The 17,424-nt window shown below is 65.3% G+C and carries 15 protein-coding genes; 10 read left to right on the top strand and 5 right to left on the bottom strand.

Annotated features, from left to right (window positions below; translation table 11 throughout):
* Window positions 1-3: 3 nt before the first annotated feature.
* The 3 genes from ABNP31_RS09490 (at window position 4) to ABNP31_RS09480 (ending at window position 4,303) form a co-directional block, all read left to right on the top strand.
* Window positions 4-414, top strand: coding sequence for a DUF2946 family protein (locus tag ABNP31_RS09490; protein WP_085592246.1), 411 nt, complete (start codon window positions 4-6; stop codon window positions 412-414).
* A 70-nt stretch (window positions 415-484) separates the two neighbouring features.
* Entirely contained in the window at window positions 485-2,635 is a 2,151-nt protein-coding gene (locus ABNP31_RS09485; protein WP_350013226.1) for a TonB-dependent receptor, read from the top strand.
* A gap of 330 nt (window positions 2,636-2,965) precedes the next feature.
* Window positions 2,966-4,303 (top strand): MFS transporter, encoded by a 1,338-nt coding sequence (locus tag ABNP31_RS09480; RefSeq protein ID WP_085663191.1) that lies wholly within the window; start codon window positions 2,966-2,968, stop codon window positions 4,301-4,303.
* Between the two features lie 134 nt (window positions 4,304-4,437).
* Here ABNP31_RS09480 and ABNP31_RS09475 read toward each other — a convergent pair whose 3' ends face one another.
* Genes ABNP31_RS09475 through ABNP31_RS09465 form a run of 3 tightly spaced genes read right to left on the bottom strand, consistent with a single transcriptional unit; the run spans window position 4,438 to window position 10,046 of the window.
* Window positions 4,438-7,584: an efflux RND transporter permease subunit gene (locus ABNP31_RS09475; RefSeq protein WP_350013225.1), complete on the bottom strand. Its 3,147-nt coding sequence runs from the start codon at window positions 7,582-7,584 to the stop codon at window positions 4,438-4,440.
* Window positions 7,585-7,600: 16 nt separating this feature from the next.
* Complete coding sequence (locus tag ABNP31_RS09470) at window positions 7,601-8,800, bottom strand: efflux RND transporter periplasmic adaptor subunit (protein WP_350013224.1); 1,200 nt, start codon at window positions 8,798-8,800, stop codon at window positions 7,601-7,603.
* Window positions 8,793-10,046, bottom strand: coding sequence for a TolC family protein (locus ABNP31_RS09465; protein ID WP_238067541.1), 1,254 nt, complete (start codon window positions 10,044-10,046; stop codon window positions 8,793-8,795). Before ABNP31_RS09465 ends, ABNP31_RS09470 begins: the two co-directional genes overlap by 8 nt.
* A 247-nt stretch (window positions 10,047-10,293) precedes the next feature.
* Between ABNP31_RS09465 and aroQ the strand changes: the two genes are divergently transcribed.
* Window positions 10,294-10,743, top strand: coding sequence for a type II 3-dehydroquinate dehydratase (gene aroQ, locus ABNP31_RS09460; protein ID WP_025338505.1), 450 nt, complete (start codon window positions 10,294-10,296; stop codon window positions 10,741-10,743).
* Window positions 10,740-11,588: a shikimate dehydrogenase gene (locus tag ABNP31_RS09455; protein ID WP_025338504.1), complete on the top strand. Its 849-nt coding sequence runs from the start codon at window positions 10,740-10,742 to the stop codon at window positions 11,586-11,588. Before aroQ ends, ABNP31_RS09455 begins: the two co-directional genes overlap by 4 nt.
* Before the next feature lie 131 nt (window positions 11,589-11,719).
* Here the strand turns inward: ABNP31_RS09455 and ABNP31_RS09450 are convergent, their stop codons facing one another.
* Window positions 11,720-12,256: a thioredoxin family protein gene (locus ABNP31_RS09450; protein WP_075044653.1), complete on the bottom strand. Its 537-nt coding sequence runs from the start codon at window positions 12,254-12,256 to the stop codon at window positions 11,720-11,722.
* Entirely contained in the window at window positions 12,246-12,521 is a 276-nt protein-coding gene (locus ABNP31_RS09445; RefSeq protein WP_023662927.1) for a DUF2790 domain-containing protein, read from the bottom strand. The genes ABNP31_RS09450 and ABNP31_RS09445 overlap by 11 nt, the downstream gene beginning before the upstream one ends.
* Before the next feature lie 220 nt (window positions 12,522-12,741).
* Here ABNP31_RS09445 and ABNP31_RS09440 point away from each other — a divergent pair, with 220 nt between their 5' ends.
* The 5 genes from ABNP31_RS09440 to ABNP31_RS09420 all read left to right on the top strand — a co-directional run bounded on the left by ABNP31_RS09440 (window position 12,742) and on the right by ABNP31_RS09420 (window position 17,385).
* Window positions 12,742-13,482, top strand: coding sequence for a response regulator (locus ABNP31_RS09440; protein WP_003250463.1), 741 nt, complete (start codon window positions 12,742-12,744; stop codon window positions 13,480-13,482).
* On the top strand, window positions 13,479-14,765 hold the full coding sequence (locus ABNP31_RS09435; RefSeq protein ID WP_238067539.1) for a sensor histidine kinase: 1,287 nt from the start codon (window positions 13,479-13,481) through the stop codon (window positions 14,763-14,765). The genes ABNP31_RS09440 and ABNP31_RS09435 overlap by 4 nt, the downstream gene beginning before the upstream one ends.
* Before the next feature lie 246 nt (window positions 14,766-15,011).
* Complete coding sequence (locus ABNP31_RS09430) at window positions 15,012-15,629, top strand: ferric reductase-like transmembrane domain-containing protein (protein ID WP_238067538.1); 618 nt, start codon at window positions 15,012-15,014, stop codon at window positions 15,627-15,629.
* A gap of 14 nt (window positions 15,630-15,643) precedes the next feature.
* Entirely contained in the window at window positions 15,644-16,132 is a 489-nt protein-coding gene (locus tag ABNP31_RS09425; RefSeq protein WP_075044651.1) for an HvfX family Cu-binding RiPP maturation protein, read from the top strand.
* A 194-nt stretch (window positions 16,133-16,326) separates the two neighbouring features.
* Entirely contained in the window at window positions 16,327-17,385 is a 1,059-nt protein-coding gene (locus ABNP31_RS09420) for an IS110 family transposase (protein WP_085665802.1), read from the top strand.
* Window positions 17,386-17,424: the final 39 nt, after the last annotated feature.

Genomic DNA, 17,424 nt, shown 5'->3' with positions numbered 1-17,424 from the left:
GCCATGAAAACCACCCGGCATACCCGCACGCTGACCGCCTGGACGCTCTACGCCAGTGTCCTGTTCAGCCTGGTTCTGTGCGGCCTGCACCATGGCCAGATGGGTGGCCTGCGCCTGGCCGGCCTGGAAGGCGGTTTCTGCTCGATCAACAGCGAACACGGCGTTGCCATCGACCTGGATGGCGCTGGCGGCGACCAGCACATGGCCCAGCTCGACTGCCCGGTGTGCTCCTCGTTCGGCCTGGCCGTGCCGCTCAGCAGCAGCGGCTGGTCGTTCACCCCGGCGCAAGCCGTGGCCACCTCGCCCATCGTGGTGCGCAGCTGGGCGCAACCGCCGCCGCGCTATCAACGCCCCGCCCTCAACCCCCGCGCCTCCCCCGTCGCTTTCCCCGCAGCCGTACTTCATTTCGCCTGACCTCAACCGGGCGCGCCTGACTGCGCGCGCTCGCGGTCAGCCATGACCTTTGCGTGGAAGACACACCAACATGCTTCGCAAAACCTCCCTGGTGCTCCTCATGGGCACCTGCAACCTTGCCTGGGCGGATGCTGCCCCGGTGGAACTGAGCGCCACCACCATCGACGGTGAACGCGACGCCGCCAGCGGCGTGCAACTGGACGAGCCGATCCGCACCGGTTCGCGCCTGGGCCTCACCGCGCGGGAAACGCCGGCCTCGGTCAGTGTCTCGGACCGCCGCCTGATCGAGGAGCGCGGCGCCAAGGACAGCCAGGACGTGATCAACGCCATGACCGGCGTCAATGCCTCGGCCAACCCCGGCTTTGGCGGCTTCGTCGCCTACCGCGGCTTCACCCAGAACCAGGTTACCCAGTTGTACAACGGCATCAACCTGGGCTACAGCAGCGCCACCCGGCCAGTGGATGCCTGGGTGCTCGACCGCGTCGAACTGATCGGCGGGCCATCGTCGTTCCTGCATGGTGCAGGCGCGGTGGGCGGCTCGATCAACTACATCACCAAGCTGGCCAGCCGCGATCAGCAGACCATCGACGGCCGTATCCGCCATGGCAGCTTCGACGACAGCGAAGTGGCGTTCGGCATCAACCAGGCACTGGCCAGCAACCCCGCCGATGCCCGCCATTTCGTGCGCCTGGACTTCAGCCGCGGGCAGGGCAACGGCTACATCGACCGCAACGAACGGCACACCGACAGCCTGGCCTTCTCGTTGCTGAGCGACCTCACGCCCAACCTCACCCACACCCTGGCCCTGGAGTACCAGGAAGACCGCGAAGACAGCCCTTACTGGGGCTCGCCGATCCTGCCCGGGCGCAGCACGATGAAGATCGACAACAGCCGCCGCTTCGAAAACTACAACGTCGGCGACGGGCGCTATGAACAGCGGGTACGCTGGCTACGCTCGATCCTCGACTACCAGCTCAGCGACAGCACCAGCGTGCAGAACACGCTGTACCACTACAACGCCCAGCGCGATTACCGCAACCTCGAACGCTACAGCTACACCAGCGATGGCAAGGTACGGCGCAGCAGCCCTTACCTGCAGCGCCACGACCAGAACCTGCTGGGCGACCGCATCGAGCTGCGCCACGACAACCAGCTGTTCGGCCTGGCCAGCCAGTGGTCGCTGGGGCTGGAGTACTCGCGCATGCGCCAGACCCTCTACCCCACGTCGAGCAGCTGGAGCGATGTGGTCGATGCCGAGCACTTCGACCCCGGCAGCTTCGACGACATCCCCGGGGTGAATGCCGGCCTGACCAAGCAACGCCGCCACGAGGTGACCAACCGCGCGGTGTTTGCCGAAAACCGCCTGCAACTCACCGAACGCCTGGCCCTGCTGACCGCCCTGCGCTACGACTACCTTGACATGCAGGTGACCAACTACGGCGCGGTAACGCCAACCTCGCCGGCGTTCTTCGAACGGCGCTGGGAACCGCTTTCCGGGCGTATCGGCCTGACCTACGCGCTGACCCCCTCCGCCAGCGTCTATGCGCAGTACAGTACCTCTGCCGACTTGCCGGCCGGCTCGCTGGCGGCAGCGACCTATTCCAACGTCGGGCTGTTCGACCTGTCCAAGGGCGAGCAGTGGGAGGTGGGCAGCAAGTTCGACTTTCTCGACGGGCGCGGCGCAGCCACGCTGGCGCTGTACCAGATCGTGCGCAAGGACTTTGCCGTGCGCGACTCCAACGACGCCAACCTCACGGTCCAGGCCGGGCAGCAGACCTCACGCGGTGTCGAGTTGTCCGGGCGCCTGCAGGTGACGCCGAAGCTGCTGGCCGAAGCCAACTATGCCTATGTCGATGCGCAGTACGACGCGTTCAACGAGGCGGTCAACGGCGTGTCGGTATCGCGCAAGGGCAACGCACCGGTGAACGTACCGGCCAACGTCGCCAACCTGTGGCTGACCTACAGCCTGACCCCGGCGTGGTCGGTGGGGGCAGACGGGCGCTACGTGGGCTCGGTGTATGCCGACAACGCCAACAGCCTCAAGGCCCCGGCGTACACCCTGTTCGGCGCGTTCGCCCGCTACCGGCTGGATGAACACACCACGCTCACCGGGCGAGTACGCAACCTGACCGACGAGGTGTATGCCAAGCAGGCCTACAACAGCCAGTACTACATGGGGCCGCCGCGCACCTTCGAGCTGGCGCTGGATATGCGCTTCTGAACCCATGGCCTGTCTTGCATGAACATCCCGGGCCTGCATTGGCTCTTGTGGGAGCGGCCTTGCGTCGCGAAAGGGTCGCAGAGCGGCCCCGGCGATGTCAGTGGCGAAGCTGCAATCGAGGGGCTGCTGCGCAGCCCTTTCGCGACACAAGGCCGCTCCTACAGTGGACCGCGTCAAGCGAACAGCTCGCGGTTGATTCAGGTATCCCGAGGTCGCCCTCGACAAAGCGCGTTCCAGCGCCCGGCTATCTACTGGCAAGCACAACAATGATGGCGCGGCCCGACCGCGCCACTTTCATCATGCCTGCCAATGGAACCGGAGAGCACTCGCATGCCCGCACCTCACGAGGTATCCCCCGCCACCCTGCGCCGGGTGATCGCCGCCTCGGCCATCGGCAATTTCGTCGAATGGTTCGACTTCGCCGTCTACGGCTTTCTCGCTACCCTGATCGCCAGCCAGTTCTTCGCCAGCGAAGACGCCAGCGTGGCCTTGCTCAAGACCTTTGCGGTATTCGCCGTGGCGTTCGCCCTGCGCCCGCTGGGCGGCATCGTGTTCGGCGCGCTGGGTGACCGCCTGGGGCGCAAGCGCATCCTTTCGCTGACCATCCTGCTGATGGCCGGCTCCACGACCCTCATCGGCCTGCTGCCGACCTACGCCAGCATCGGCCTGGCAGCCCCCGCGCTGCTGACCCTGGCGCGCTGCCTGCAGGGCTTTTCCGCCGGTGGCGAGTATGCCGGGGCCTGCGCCTACCTGATGGAGCATGCGCCCAACGACAAGCGCGCCTTCTATGGCAGCTTCGTACCGGTGTCGACCTTTTCCGCCTTTGCCTGCGCGGCAGTGATCGCCTATGGCCTGGAAGCCAGCCTGTCGGCCGAGGCGATGAATGCCTGGGGCTGGCGCATCCCGTTCTTGATCGCCGCGCCGCTGGGGCTGGTCGGCCTGTACCTGCGCTGGCGCATGGAAGAAACCCCGGCGTTCCGCGAAGCCATCGCCCAGGGCAAGGAGCATGAACATTCGCCGCTCAAGGAAACCCTGCGCAACCATGGCCGGGCGATCCGCAACCTGGGGGCCTTCATCTCGCTGACCGCGCTGTCGTTCTACATGTTCACCACCTACTTCGCCACCTACCTGCAACTGGTCGGCAACCTGACCCGCGCGCAATCGCTGCTGGTAACCACCGTGGCCCTGCTGTTCGCCGCGGTCGGCTGCCCGCTGGCCGGGGCGTTCTCGGACCGCGTCGGGCGGCGCAAGACCATCGGCTTTACCTGCCTGTGGGTGATGCTGTGCGTGTTCCCGGCGTACTGGCTGGCCAGTTCCGGCTCGATGTCCGGTGCGCTGCTGGGGGTGATCCTGCTGGCGGTGGGGGCGTTGTGCAGTGGTGTGGTCACGGCGGCATTGCTGTCGGAAAGCTTCCCTACCCGCACCCGCTATACCGCTTCGGCAATTACCTACAACGTGGCCTATACACTGTTTGGCGGTACCGCACCGCTGGTGGCGACCTGGCTGATCGGGCAGACCGGCAGCAGCCTGGCACCGGCGTTCTACCTGGTGGTGATTGCACTGGTGGCGTTGGTGGGTGGGTTGGCGTTGCCGGAGACTTCGCGGATTTCGTTGCATGATGAGGCTGGGGGCGACGGTGCAAGGACTGGGGCTCGTCGTACTGTTTGAGAATTTGGGGCCGCTTTGCGGCCCATCGCGACACAAGGCCGCTCCTACAAGGGATCGCGTCAATTTGCGGCTGATGCGGTCCCCTGTAGGAGCGGCCTTGTGTCGCGATGGGCTGCAAAGCAGCCCCAAAACGCTCAACCCTCCTGCACCTCTTCGCGCCGATACGCCCACTGATACAACGCCGGCAACACCAGCAAGGTCAGTGCGGTGGACGACAGAATCCCGCCAATCACCACGGTCGCCAGCGGCCTTTGCACCTCGGCCCCGGTCCCGGTCGCCAAGGCCATCGGGATGAACCCCAGCGACGCCACCAGTGCCGTCATCAGCACCGGCCGCAAGCGCGTCAGCGCGCCCTCCTCGACCGCTGCCCGCAGCGTGCGCCCTTCCTCCCGCAGGCCACGGATAAAGGCGATCATCACCAGCCCGTTGAGCACCGCCACCCCCGACAAGGCAATGAACCCCACGCCAGCGGAAATGGACAACGGAATGTCCCGCAACCACAGCGCCAGCACCCCGCCGGTAAGGGCGAACGGGATGCCGGTGAACACCAGCAGGCCATCCCTGAGGTTGTTGAACATCATCAGCAACAGCGCCATGACCAGCAGCAAGGCCACCGGCACCACCACCTGCAGGCGCTCGGCCGCCGACTGCAGCTGCTCGAACTGGCCGCCCCAGCGGGTCCAGTAACCCGGCGGTATCTGCACCTGCTCGATCAACGTCTGCTCGGCCTCCTCGACGAACGAGCCCAGGTCACGCCCACGCACGTTGGCACTGACCACCACCACCCGCTTGCCATCCTCGCGGCTGACCTGGTTCGGCCCCAGCTGCAGGTTCAGCGTGGCTACCTGCGACAGCGGGATGAAGCCGATTTGCCCGGCACCCGCAGCCGTATTGGCCGGCACCGGAATCAGCAGGCTGCCCAGCCCGTCGACATCGGTGCGCAGGGTTTCCGACAGGCGCACCACCATGTCGAAACGGCGGTCACCTTCGTACAGCGTGCCGGCCGTGCGGCCACCCACGGCAATGGCAATGGCGTCCTGCACATCACCCACGTTAAGGCCATGGCGGGCCGCCTTGTCGCGGTCGATATCGATGGTCAGCACCGGCAGGCCGGTAGTCTGCTCGACCTTTACCTCGGACGCGCCCGGCACGCCTTGCAGGCTGCTGGCGATCTGCGCGGCGGTGCGGTTGAGCACATCCATGTCATCACCGAACAGCTTCACCGCCACATCGCTGCGCACCCCGGAAATCAGCTCGTTGAAGCGCAGCTGGATCGGCTGCGACAGCTCATAGTTGCTGCCCGGCACGCTGGCGGCGGCACGTTGTACCTCGGCGATCAGCTCATCACGCGGCTTGCCCGGGTCGCCCCATTGCTCACGCGGACGCAGCATCACATAGGCGTCGGAAATGTTCGGCGGCATCGGGTCGGAGGCGATCTCGGCGGTGCCGGTGCGGGCGAACACCCGCTCCACTTCCGGCACCTGGGCGATGATCGCCTGTTCCAGGCGCTGCTGCATGTCGACCGACTGCGACAGGCTGGTGCCCGGCACGCGCAAAGCCTGCAGGGCAAAGTCGCCTTCGCTGAGGCTGGGGATGAACTCGCTGCCCATGCGGCTGGCCATAACCCCGGACAACAACACCAGGGTAGCGGCACCAGCGAACGCCAGCTTGCGCCGGCCCAGCACCCAGGCCAGCACCGGGGCATAGCGCTGACGCGCCGTGCGCATTACCAGGCCTTCCTCTTCCTTGACCTTGCCGGTGACGAACAGGGCAATGGCCGCCGGCACGAAGGTAACCGAGAGGATCATGGCACCAAGCAGGGCGATGACCACGGTAAAGGCCATAGGGTGGAACATCTTGCCCTCCACCCCGGTCAGGGCAAAGATCGGCAGGTACACCACCATGATGATCAGCTGGCCATAGATCAGCGGCCGACGCGCCTCACGGGCGGCAGCGAACACTTCATGGAAGCGCTCGGTGCGGGTCAGCATGCGGCCATGGCGTTGCTGGGCGTGGGCCAGGCGGCGGATGGCGTTCTCCACGATCACCACCGCGCCGTCGACGATGATGCCGAAGTCCAGTGCGCCCAGGCTCATCAGGTTGGCGCTGACCTTGTTGCTGAACATGCCGGTGAAGGTGAACAGCATCGACAACGGAATGACCATGGCGGTGATCAGCGCAGCGCGGATGTTGCCCAGGAACAGGAACAACACGGCGATGACCAGAATGGCACCTTCGACCAGGTTCTCCTTCACCGTGGCAATGGCCTTTTCCACCAGGTTGGTGCGGTCGTACACCGTCACCGCGACCACGCCCTTGGGCAGGTTGCGGTTGATCTCGACCAGCTTGGCGGCGACCGCCTGGGACACCGTGCGGCTGTTCTCGCCAATCAGCATGAACACCGTGCCCAGCACCACTTCCCGGCCGTTTTCGGTGGCCGCGCCCGAGCGCAGCTCTTCGCCCAGGCCGACCTGGGCAACATGGCTGACGCGGATTGGCGTGCCATCGACACTGGAGATGACGATGTTGGCGATGTCCTCGGCCGACGCCACCTGGCCTGGCGCGCGAATCAGCAACTGCTCGCCATTGCGCTCGATGTAGCCGGCGCCGACGTTGGCGTTGTTGCGCTCCAGCGCCGCGATCAGGTCGTTGAGGGTGAGTTTGTAGGCCGCCAGGCGCTTGGGCTCCGGCGCAATCAGGTACTGCTTGGCATGGCCGCCGATGCTGTTGACCTCGGCCACCCCGGGCACGTTGCGCAGCTGCGGCTTGATGATCCAGTCCTGGATCACCCGCAGGTCGGTCGGGGTGTAGGGTGTGCCGTCCTCCTTCAGCGCGCCCTGCTCGGCTTCCACCGTCCACAGGAAGATTTCACCCAGCCCGGTGGAAATCGGCCCCATGCCCGCTTCGATGCCGTCGGGCAACTGCTCACGCGCCACTTGCAGGCGCTCGTTGACCAGTTGGCGGGCGAAGAACAGGTCGGTGCCGTCGTCGAAAATGACCGTGACCTGCGACAGGCCCGAACGCGAGAGCGAGCGGGTCTGCTTGAGCCCGGGCAGGCCGGCCATGGCGGTCTCGATGGCGAAGGTGATGCGCTGCTCGGTCTCCAGCGGCGAATAGCCGGGGGCGGCGGTATTGATCTGCACCTGGACGTTGGTGATGTCCGGTACAGCGTCGATCGGCAGTTTCTGGTAGCTGTGGATACCCACCGCGGCCATCAGGACCACGGCCAGCATCACCACCAGGCGCTGCTCGATGGCGAATTGGATCAGGCGTTCGAACATGCAGGCGTCCCCGTGATCAATGGCTGTGCTCGGCCGAGCCTTTGCCCAGCTCGGACTTGAGGACAAAGCTGCCGGCAGCGGCCACCTGGGTGCCGGCGGCAAGCCCGGTGGTGATTTCCACCTGGCCGGCGTCGCGGCGGCCGGTCTTCACCGGGCGGGCCTCGAAGCCTTCCTCGGTACGGGCAAACACCACGGTCTGCTCCTCCCAGGTTTGCAGGGCGCTTTGCGGTACCACCACGGCGGCGTTGAAGCGTTCGACGCTGACCGCGACATTGACGAACAGCCCGGGGCGCCAGGCGCCGTTGGGGTTGGCCAGCGTGGCGCGGACAGTGGCGGCACGGTTCTGCTCGCCGAGCAGGCTGCCGACGTAGTTGACCTTGCCCTCGACCTGGGCGCCCAGGTCCGGCGCGCTGACCGTGACATTGCGGCCGGTGGTCACCTTGTCCAGGTCGCGCGGGGCGACGGCGAAGGTGGCCCAGACCCGGCTGAGGTCAGACAGGGTGAAGGCATTGCTGGTCTCATCGACCACCTCGCCCACGGTCAGGTGCTTTTCCACCACCACTGCATCGAACGGCGCGCGCAGTTCATAGCGGTTGCCGGCGCCGGCCGGGCCCACGGCGGCGACCTTCTGCCGGGCGTTGGCCAAGGCAATCTCGGCTTCCTGCAACGCCTGACGGGCCTGCAGGTAATCCTGCTCGGCACTGATGCGTTCCTGCCACAGCTGCTGTTCGCGCTGGAAAGTCAGGCGCGCCAGTTCCAGGCGGCGCTGGGCAGCCTGTTGTTCGCTGCGCAGGTCGGAAATCTGCTGGCTGGCGATTACCGCCAGCACCTGACCACGCTTGACCGCCTGGCCCAGCTCGGCTTGCACCGACTCGACCACACCGGGCACGCGTGGCACGACGTGGGCGGTACGGTCCTCGTCGAAGCGGATTTCACCCGGGAAGCTGATGGCGGTGCCCAGTTCACGAGGGCCGGCATTGGCCAGTTGCACACCGGCAGCTTCGATCTGGGCGATGGACAGGTGCAGCTTGCCCTCATCTTCTTCGTGGCCTTCGCCGGCCTGTTCCTCGCCGTGGCCGTGGCTGTCTTCGCCGTGGTCGTCGTGCCGGGCTTCAGTGCCTGACGCGTTGCCGAGGTTGCCGGTCCAGGCCAGGCCACCGAGGCCGAGCGCGGCAATGGCGGCAGCCAGAAGGGCTATCTTGCGTGGATTAGTCATTGTTGCTCCTGCTGTTCAATTTGTTGCGCAGGCCATCGAGGTCGCCATAGATCCGCTCGACCTGCGCCCGCGCGTCGGTCGCCGAGGCCAGCGCCTCGAGGTACAGCCCGCGCGCCTCGATCAGCGTGCGCTGGGCGTCGAGCACATCGAGAAAGGCGAACTTGCCCATTTCGAAACCGCGTGTGGCGGTGTCCACGGCCTGCTGGGCAGAAGGCAGGATGGTGCGGTCATAGGCCTGCACTTCCTGCATGGCCGTGGTCCACTGGCTGACGGCGCTGCGGGTTTCACTGCGCAGGCGCAGTTCCACGGCGTTGCGCAGGTCACGCGCCTGGTCGGCACGGCGGGCCGCAGCCAGCACGTTGCCCTGGTTGCGGTCGAACAGCGGCAAGGGCATCGACAGGCCCACCACATTGACCCGCTCGCGGTCTTCGCGGCTGTACTGGCTGCCAAGGCTGACGGTGAGGTTGGGTATGCGCAGGGCCTTTTCCGAACCCAGGGACGCTTCGCCGCGCTCGACCTGGGCGGCGGCCAGGCGCCATTCAGCCGTTTGCTCGACCTGGTCGAGCAGGGCGTCGGCGCTGGGTGCATCACCGGGGGACAGGTTGGCGGCCTGCAACTGATCGAAGCTTGCCAGCGGGCTGCCGGTCAACCGTGCCAGGGCCTGGTAAGCCACACTGCGCTGGGTTTGCGCACGGCGCACTTCGGCCTGGGCCTGGGCCAACTGCACCTGGGCCCGGGTGGCCTCCACGGGCGATGACTGGCCAGCGGTCACCCGCCCCTGCACCACTCGCAGCCCACGCTCGGTCAACGCCTGCGATTGCTGCGCCAGCTCCAGCGCGGTCTGGGCGCGCAGGGCCGCGTGGAACGCCTGCACCACATCGGCGCGCAAGCCGTTGCGCTGGCGCTCCAGGTCCAGCTGGGCAATGGCCTGACCGGCACCGGCCACGGCGATGCGTGCACCGCGCTTGCCGCCCAGCTCCAGCGGTTGGCTGAGGGTGACAGTGGTGGTGCTGGTGTCACGGCGGGTGTCCTCGACCTCCCAGGACAGCTCCGGGTTGGGGATCAGCCCGGCCTGGCGCCGCTCGCCATCGGCAATGCCGATTTCCCGGCCGGCCGCAGCCAGCTCCGGGTTCTGGGCAAAGGCGGCGTCAAGCGCCTGGGGCAGGCTCAGGCTCTGGCTGGCCTGGGCGCTGGCGGCAACAGCCAGCAACAGGCAGAGCAAGGCGGTCTTGCGGGGGATGGGCACGAAACAGGTCCTCGTCGGCGAGCTTTGGCGAGGGACTGTAGAAAGCCGCGCTTATCGGGGCGGTGGCGGGAAAATTACAATTTTGTAATCAAGCTGCAGGCTGTCTGCTCTGGCCCTATCGCCGGTACAGGCGATATCAAGTTCGATAATCGCCCACTTTCCCGGTACAGCGGTTTAGTCCAATTGACTAAACTAACCAGTCGGTACAAAACTAGACGCATCCAACAACAACAAAGCGATGCCCGTCATGAAGCCCCTCATTCTCGTGCTCAACGGCCCCAACCTGAACATGCTGGGCACCCGCGAGCCTGCCCAATATGGCCACGAAACCCTCGCCGACCTGGCCCAGGGCTGTGCCGATACCGCCCATGCCCATGGCCTGGAAATCGAATTCCGCCAAACCAACCACGAAGGCGAACTGATCGACTGGATCCATGCCGCCCGTGGCCGCTGCGCCGGCATCGTGATCAACCCCGGCGCCTGGACCCATACCTCGGTGGCCATCCGCGATGCCCTGGTGGCCAGCGAAGTGCCGGTAATCGAAGTGCACCTGTCCAACGTGCACAAGCGCGAACCGTTCCGTCACCTGTCGTTCGTATCGTCCATCGCCGTCGGGGTCATCTGCGGCCTGGGCAGCCATGGCTACCGCATGGCCATCAGCCACTTCGCCGAAATGTTGCAGGAGCACAGCGCATGAGCCAGCAAGCCATCCTCGCCGGCCTGATCGGCCGTGGCATCCAGCTGTCGCGCACCCCTGCCCTGCACGAACACGAAGGTGATGCCCAGGCGCTGCGCTACCTGTACCGGCTGATCGATGCCGACCAGCTGCAACTGGACGACAGCGCCCTGCCCGGTCTGCTCGACGCCGCCCAACACACCGGTTTCACCGGGCTCAACATCACCTACCCGTTCAAGCAGGCGATCCTGCCGCTGCTCGACGAACTGTCGGACGAAGCCCGCGGCATCGGCGCGGTGAACACCGTGGTGCTCAAGGACGGCAAGCGGGTCGGCCACAACACCGACTGCCTGGGCTTTGCCGAAGGCTTGCGCCGTGGCCTGCCTGATGTGGCACGGCGCCAGGTGGTGCAGATGGGTGCCGGTGGTGCCGGTTCGGCCGTGGCCCATGCCCTGCTGGGTGAAGGGGTGGAGCGGCTGGTGCTGTTCGAAGTGGACGCGGCCCGTGCGCAGGCCCTGGTGGACAACCTGAATGCCCACTTCGGTGCCGGGCGCGCCGTGGTCGGCAACGACCTGGCCACGGCCCTGGCCGAGGCGGACGGGCTGGTCAACACCACCCCGGTGGGCATGGCCAAGCTGCCGGGCACACCGCTGCCGGTGGAGTTGCTGCATGCGCGCCTGTGGGTGGCGGAGATCATCTACTTCCCGCTGGAGACCGAACTGCTGCGCGCCGCCCGGGCATTGGGCTGCCGCACCCTGGATGGCAGCAACATGGCCGTGTTCCAGGCGGTGAAGGCGTTCGAGCTGTTCAGCGGGCGCCAGGCGGATGCGGCTCGGATGCAGGCGCACTTTGCCAGTTTCACCTGACGGATCGGTGTTGGCTTCTTCGCGGGTAAACCCGCTCCCACAGGGATCGCACAGTCTGCAAGCGGTGCAGTACCTGTGGGAGCGGGTTCATCGAGTCGTCGAACCGCCGCGAAGAGGCCGGCACAGACAACTCACCCTTTCTCATCCAGCAACGCCTGTATCACCTGCTCCTGCCCACCATAATCCCCCTCGCCAAAGTGCACATGGCGCACCTGCCCCTTGCGGTCGACAAAGTAATGCGCCGGCCAGAACTGGTTGCCCCAGGCGTTCCACACCTTGTAGTCGTTATCCACCGCCACCGGGTAACCGATCCCCAGGCTGGCTACCTTGTCACGCAAGGTGCCTACATCGTGCTCGTAGTCGTACTCCGGGGTGTGCACGCCAACCACCACCAGGCCCTGGTCGGCATAGCGCCGCGCCCATTCGTTCACATGCGGCAGGCTGCGCCGGCAGTTGATGCAGTCCCAGGTCCAGAAGTCCACCAGCACCACCTTGCCCTTGAGCCCGGGGCCATCCAGCGGCGCCGAATTAAGCCACTGGCTGGCGCCGGACAGCGACGGCATGGCACCGTAGCTGTCGCGGGCCATCAGGTGCCCGGCCAGGCCCAGGCCGGCCAGCGCCAGGGCAATGCCGCCAACCTTCAACAACAAGCGGCGATCAATTCTCATGGCAACCGCCGGTGGCGTAAGTGCGGTACTGCACGCTCTGCTGCTGGCCCTTGGAGTCGAGGTAGTCCATGCGGGTGTTCACCAAACCGCAGGCGTCGCTCTGGTCATCCTGTATCGACAGCACTTTCTTCACATCCAGGTGGTCACCGTAGCGGTACTGCATGACCCCGCTGTCGTCCATCGGCATGGTGGAGGCCTGGGCGGCAATGGCGCCGAAGCTGAGCACGGCGAACAGGCTGGCACGGGCGAAGGTATTGAAGTTCATGGCATCTCTCCTGTGTAACGCTTGAGGGTGGGGAGTTGTGCTCCCCGGTCGAGAGCCATTTCACGCCGGCCAGGTATCCCGTATGTGTCGCCCGAAGCTGTGATGTGCTTCCTCCTGTGTCTGTACGCATGGCAGATACACTGCAATACAAACCCCCGCAGGCAAGCGCGAACGCGCTCGGTACACTGCGCCCATCCCCTCTTGCACAGGAACGCAGCGCATGGAACACGTCGATCACATCCTGATCGTCGACGACGACCGCGAAATCCGCGAACTGGTCGGCAACTACCTGAAAAAGAACGGCCTGCGCACCAGCATCGTCGCTGACGGCCGGCAGATGCGCGCCTTTCTAGAAGCCAACAGCGTCGACCTGATCGTCCTGGACATCATGATGCCCGGCGACGACGGCCTGCTGTTGTGCCGCGAGTTGCGCGCCGGCAAGCACCGCAACACCCCGGTGCTGATGCTGACCGCCCGCAACGACGAAACCGACCGCATCATCGGCCTGGAAATGGGCGCCGACGATTACCTGACCAAGCCGTTCTCGGCCCGCGAACTGCTGGCCCGTATCAATGCCGTGCTGCGCCGCACGCGCATGCTGCCGCCCAACCTGACCATCAGCGAAAGCAGCCGCCTGCTCGGCTTCGGCCAGTGGCGGCTGGACACCACCGCGCGCCACCTGCTCGACAGCGAAGGCACCCTGGTAGCCCTGAGCGGTGCCGAATACCGCCTGCTGCGGGTGTTTCTCGACCACCCGCAGCGGGTGCTCAGCCGTGAGCAGTTGCTCAACCTGACCCAGGGCCGCGAAGCCGACATCTTCGACCGCTCCATCGACCTGCTGGTCAGCCGCCTGCGCCAGCGCCTGGGTGACGACGCCCGCGAACCCAGCTGCATCAAGACCGTGCGCAGCGAGGGCTACGTGTTCTCGCTGCCGGTGCAACTGCTCGAGTCGCCATCATGAAGTGGCCACGTACCCTGGCCTCACGCCTGGCACTGATCTTCTTCACCGGCCTGGTGCTGGCCTACGGCCTGTCGTTCGGCCTGCAGGCCTACGAGCGCTACATCAGCAGCCGCTCGATGATGCTCAGCACCCTGGAGCAGGACGTGGCCACCTCGGTGGCCATCCTCGACCGCCTGCCCGCGGCCGAGCGCGCCGCCTGGCTGCCGCGCCTGGAGCGGCGTACCTACCGCTACCGGCTGGACCAGGGCCTGGCGGGCGAAGCCATGCCGACCAGTGACCCACCCATGGCCGCCGACTCTATCGTCAAGGCCATTGGCGCCGACTATCGCCTTTCCTTCCAGGAAATCCCCGGCCCGAATGCGCACTTCCAGGCACACCTGACCCTGGCCGATGGCGCACCGCTGACCATCGACGTCACCCCATCGCCGGTCCCGGTGGCACGTTGGCTGCCCGTGGTGTTGCTGATCCAGCTGGCCGTGCTGTTGCTGTGCACCTGGCTGGCGGTACGCCTGGCGATCGGCCCGCTGACCCGCCTGGCCCGTGCGGTGGACAACCTCGACCCGGACAAGCCTGGCGTGCAGCTGGATGAAAGCGGCCCGCGCGAGGTGCGCTACGCCGCCGTGGCCTTCAACGCCCTGCAGGCGCGCATCGCTGCCTACCTCAAGGAACGCATGCAGTTGCTGGCGGCCATTTCCCACGACCTGCAAACACCGATTACGCGCATGAAGCTGCGTGTCGAAGTGATGGACGAAGGGGTGGAAAAGGACAAGCTGTGGAGCGACCTGGGTGAGATGGAACACCTGGTGCGCGAAGGCGTGGCCTATGCCCGCAGCATGGACACCAGCACCGAGGCCCCGTGCCGGGTCAACCTCGATGCCTTTCTCGACAGCCTGGTGTTCGACTACCAGGACAGTGGCGCCCAGGTCGAGCGCCATGGCAGCAGCGGCAGCCTGCTGGAAACCCGCCCGCATGCCCTGCGCCGGGTGCTGGTGAACCTGGTGGACAACGCCCTCAAGTTTGCCGGCGCTGCCGAACTGGAGGTGTGCCGCGAGGGCGACTGGACGTTGATCCGCGTGCTCGACAACGGGCCAGGCATACCTGGCGGCGAACTGGATGAAGTGCTCAAGCCGTTCTATCGCGTGGAAGGCTCACGCAACCGCAGCACCGGCGGCACAGGGCTGGGGTTGGCGATTGCCCATCAGCTGATCCAGGCCATGGGCGGCCGACTGACCCTGAGCAACCGCGCAGGCGGCGGGCTGTGCGCGCAGATCGAGCTCAAATGACAGTTTGTGGGAGCGGCCTTGCGTCGCGATAGGGCTGCGCAGCAGCCCCAGGTTTTCAGCTTCGTCGCATGAATTGCCGGGGCCGCGTTGCGGCCCTTTCGCGACGCAAGGCCGCTCCCACAAAAAGCAGGTGGTGCTTGAAGTATCAGTACACTCCGATACACAACCCCACCACCGCCGACACACTGCAGATACCCCACCCCGACACACTCCCGGTCACACAACCACACTCCGGGAGCCTCCGTGATGAAACCCCTCACCCTTCCCTCCGGCTGGAAGCTGTTCGCCACGCTCGCCGGCCTGACCTTGGTGATGACCGCCGTGGTCCTGGCCAGCCAACCTGATCCGGACGGCCTGCGCAGCGCGATCCGTGCCACTGCGCGCAGCTCCTTCGCGCTATTCCTGCTGGCCTTCCTGGCCTCGTCGCTGGTGACCTTGCTGCCTGGCACCAACAGCCGTCGCATCCTCCAGGAACGGCGCTATCTGGGGTTGGCATTCGCCTTTTCCCACACCGTGCACGGCGTACTGATCTACCGCTATGCCCAGCAATTCCCCGAGCTGTTCTGGGCCGGCCGCACGCTAACTTCCAGCCTGCCCGGCACCCTCGGCTACCTGTTTCTGCTGCTGCTCACCATCACCTCGTTCAAGGCCCCGATGCGCCTGTTGGGTGGCCGTGCCTGGCAGGCCCTGCACAGCACCGGCATGTGGGTACTGGCCGCGGTGTTCTGCCTGTCGTTCTACAAACGCATCCCCATGGGCGGCTGGTACCCGCTGGCGTTCGCCCTGATGTTCAGCGCCATCGCCGTCAAGCTCACCGCCAAGCTGGCCCGCCAGCAACGCCGTAACGCCCGTGCCCTTTCCTGAAGAGAGAAACCAGCATGACCACCTTGACCCGCACCCTGACCACCTTCGACCGTTTCGGTACCTGGAGCGCCGACCTGCCGTTGCGGCTGTTCCTGGCCTGGGAATTTTTCGAATCCGGCTGGGAGAAATTCAATGGCAGCAACTGGTTCGCCGACCTGCAAGCGAACTTCCCGTTCCCCTTCAACCTGCTGCCTGCAGAGCTGAACTGGCAGCTGTCGATGTGGGCGGAGCTGATCCTGCCGTTACTGCTGTTGCTGGGGCTAGGTACCCGGCTGGCCTCGTTGGGGCTGATGGTGGTGACCGTGGTGGCGATTGCTGCGGTGCATTGGCCGGCGCACTGGTCGAACCTGGCCGAGCTGGCCCAAGGGTATGCGATTACCGACCAGGGCTTTGGCAACTTCAAGTTGCCGTTGATCTACCTGGTGGCGTTGCTGCCACTGCTGCTGAAAGGGGCTGGGCGATTGAGCCTGGATCATTGGCTCAGAGGGCGGTTCTGCAGGTGATATCGCCGGGGCTGCGTTGCAGCCCATCGCGACACAAGGCCGCTCCTACAGGGGATCGCGTACCTCTGTAATCGATGGACTCGCCCCCGCCGAGGCATCACAGTGCCACGGTGGCGTTCTAAGAAGCCAACGGCAGCGAGGGCGAGACCATGAAAAAGCATAGTTCCAAGCAAGGTTCCCTGTCGTCCACTGATGTGGAGCTTTGCACAACCATCTGTGTAGACCTGGCCAAGCAGGTCTTTCAGTTAGCAGGCGAGGATGCTACCGGTCGGGTGATCTACGAAGATCGCATCAAATCCCGTCAGGCCTTTCATGATTTCCTGCTCAGGTTGCCAGCGACAGTGACCGTCTTGATGGAGTGCGGCCCAGGTGCACAAGCCTGGGCAAGGCTGCTGCAGGCCAAAGGTAATGCGGTTCGCATCCTGCCTGCGCAACGAGTCGCCGAACACCGCAGCGGCGCGAAGAACGACCGTAACGACACCCATGCCATTTTGCGCGCCGGTCGCGATACCAGTATTGCCTCGATATCGATCAAGAGCACCACAGCACTGGCTATTCAAGCACTGCACCGTATCCGCCGCGGCAACATCAAGCGGCATACCGCGCTGGGTAACCAGATACGTGGTTTGCTGCTTGAGCATGGCGTATCCATGCCACAGGGCGACGCTGCGATTGGTAAGCATGTGCCGCGGTCTCTTGAGGATGCCTCTTTACCTTTGCCCGACCTATTGCGTGAGTTGCTCGATGAGCTGTTGACGGACTGGCTGTCTCTGGGTGAACGCATTGCGGGGCTCAGTAGACGGCTCGAAGCGACAGCCCGGGAGGATAAAGTCGCACAGCGACTGGTCACCATTCGTGGCGTAGGCCCTATCATCGCCACGGCGATCGTGGCGAAACAGACCGAGCCCAGCCGCTTCGCCAGTGGCCGAATGTATTCCGCCTTCTTCGGTATCGTGCCCGATCAGCACAGCAGTGGAAACAAAGTCAGATTGGGCAGGATGAGCAAGCGAGGTGACGGCTACATACGTAGCCTGATGATCCAGGGCGCACATGCTGTCTTGAGTCAGCTAAGGCCTGATTCCGATCAGCCAGACGATCGCCGCCTCTTGCGCTGGCTATCCCGCCTTGGGCGCAAGGAAGCGGCGATCAGACTGGCTAATCGAAATCTGCGCATTATCTGGGCCCTGTTACAGAACGACCAGGTCTATCAACACAAACCGAACAGCAACCCGGAGGCTGCCATGAGCCTCTGACCAACCGAGTAATGCCACCGGGGCGCTAAGCGCTCCAAC

The sequence above is a fragment of the Pseudomonas asiatica genome (assembly GCF_040214835.1).
Classification (GTDB): Bacteria; Pseudomonadota; Gammaproteobacteria; order Pseudomonadales; family Pseudomonadaceae; genus Aquipseudomonas; species Aquipseudomonas putida_Z.
This window is presented reverse-complemented; position numbering and strand designations above follow the sequence as displayed.

What these genes read in the sequence shown, in the direction of transcription:
- ABNP31_RS09490 (WP_085592246.1), top strand. Translation starts at nt 4, where the DNA reads ATGAAAACCACCCGGCATACCCGCACGCTGACCGCCTGGACGCTCTAC.
- ABNP31_RS09485 (WP_350013226.1), top strand. Translation starts at nt 485, where the DNA reads ATGCTTCGCAAAACCTCCCTGGTGCTCCTCATGGGCACCTGCAACCTT.
- ABNP31_RS09480 (WP_085663191.1), top strand. Translation starts at nt 2,966, where the DNA reads ATGCCCGCACCTCACGAGGTATCCCCCGCCACCCTGCGCCGGGTGATC.
- ABNP31_RS09475 (WP_350013225.1), bottom strand. Translation starts at nt 7,584, where the DNA reads ATGTTCGAACGCCTGATCCAATTCGCCATCGAGCAGCGCCTGGTGGTG.
- ABNP31_RS09470 (WP_350013224.1), bottom strand. Translation starts at nt 8,800, where the DNA reads ATGACTAATCCACGCAAGATAGCCCTTCTGGCTGCCGCCATTGCCGCG.
- aroQ (WP_025338505.1), top strand. Translation starts at nt 10,294, where the DNA reads ATGAAGCCCCTCATTCTCGTGCTCAACGGCCCCAACCTGAACATGCTG.
- ABNP31_RS09455 (WP_025338504.1), top strand. Translation starts at nt 10,740, where the DNA reads ATGAGCCAGCAAGCCATCCTCGCCGGCCTGATCGGCCGTGGCATCCAG.
- ABNP31_RS09450 (WP_075044653.1), bottom strand. Translation starts at nt 12,256, where the DNA reads ATGAGAATTGATCGCCGCTTGTTGTTGAAGGTTGGCGGCATTGCCCTG.
- ABNP31_RS09445 (WP_023662927.1), bottom strand. Translation starts at nt 12,521, where the DNA reads ATGAACTTCAATACCTTCGCCCGTGCCAGCCTGTTCGCCGTGCTCAGC.
- ABNP31_RS09440 (WP_003250463.1), top strand. Translation starts at nt 12,742, where the DNA reads ATGGAACACGTCGATCACATCCTGATCGTCGACGACGACCGCGAAATC.
- ABNP31_RS09435 (WP_238067539.1), top strand. Translation starts at nt 13,479, where the DNA reads ATGAAGTGGCCACGTACCCTGGCCTCACGCCTGGCACTGATCTTCTTC.
- ABNP31_RS09430 (WP_238067538.1), top strand. Translation starts at nt 15,012, where the DNA reads ATGAAACCCCTCACCCTTCCCTCCGGCTGGAAGCTGTTCGCCACGCTC.
- ABNP31_RS09425 (WP_075044651.1), top strand. Translation starts at nt 15,644, where the DNA reads ATGACCACCTTGACCCGCACCCTGACCACCTTCGACCGTTTCGGTACC.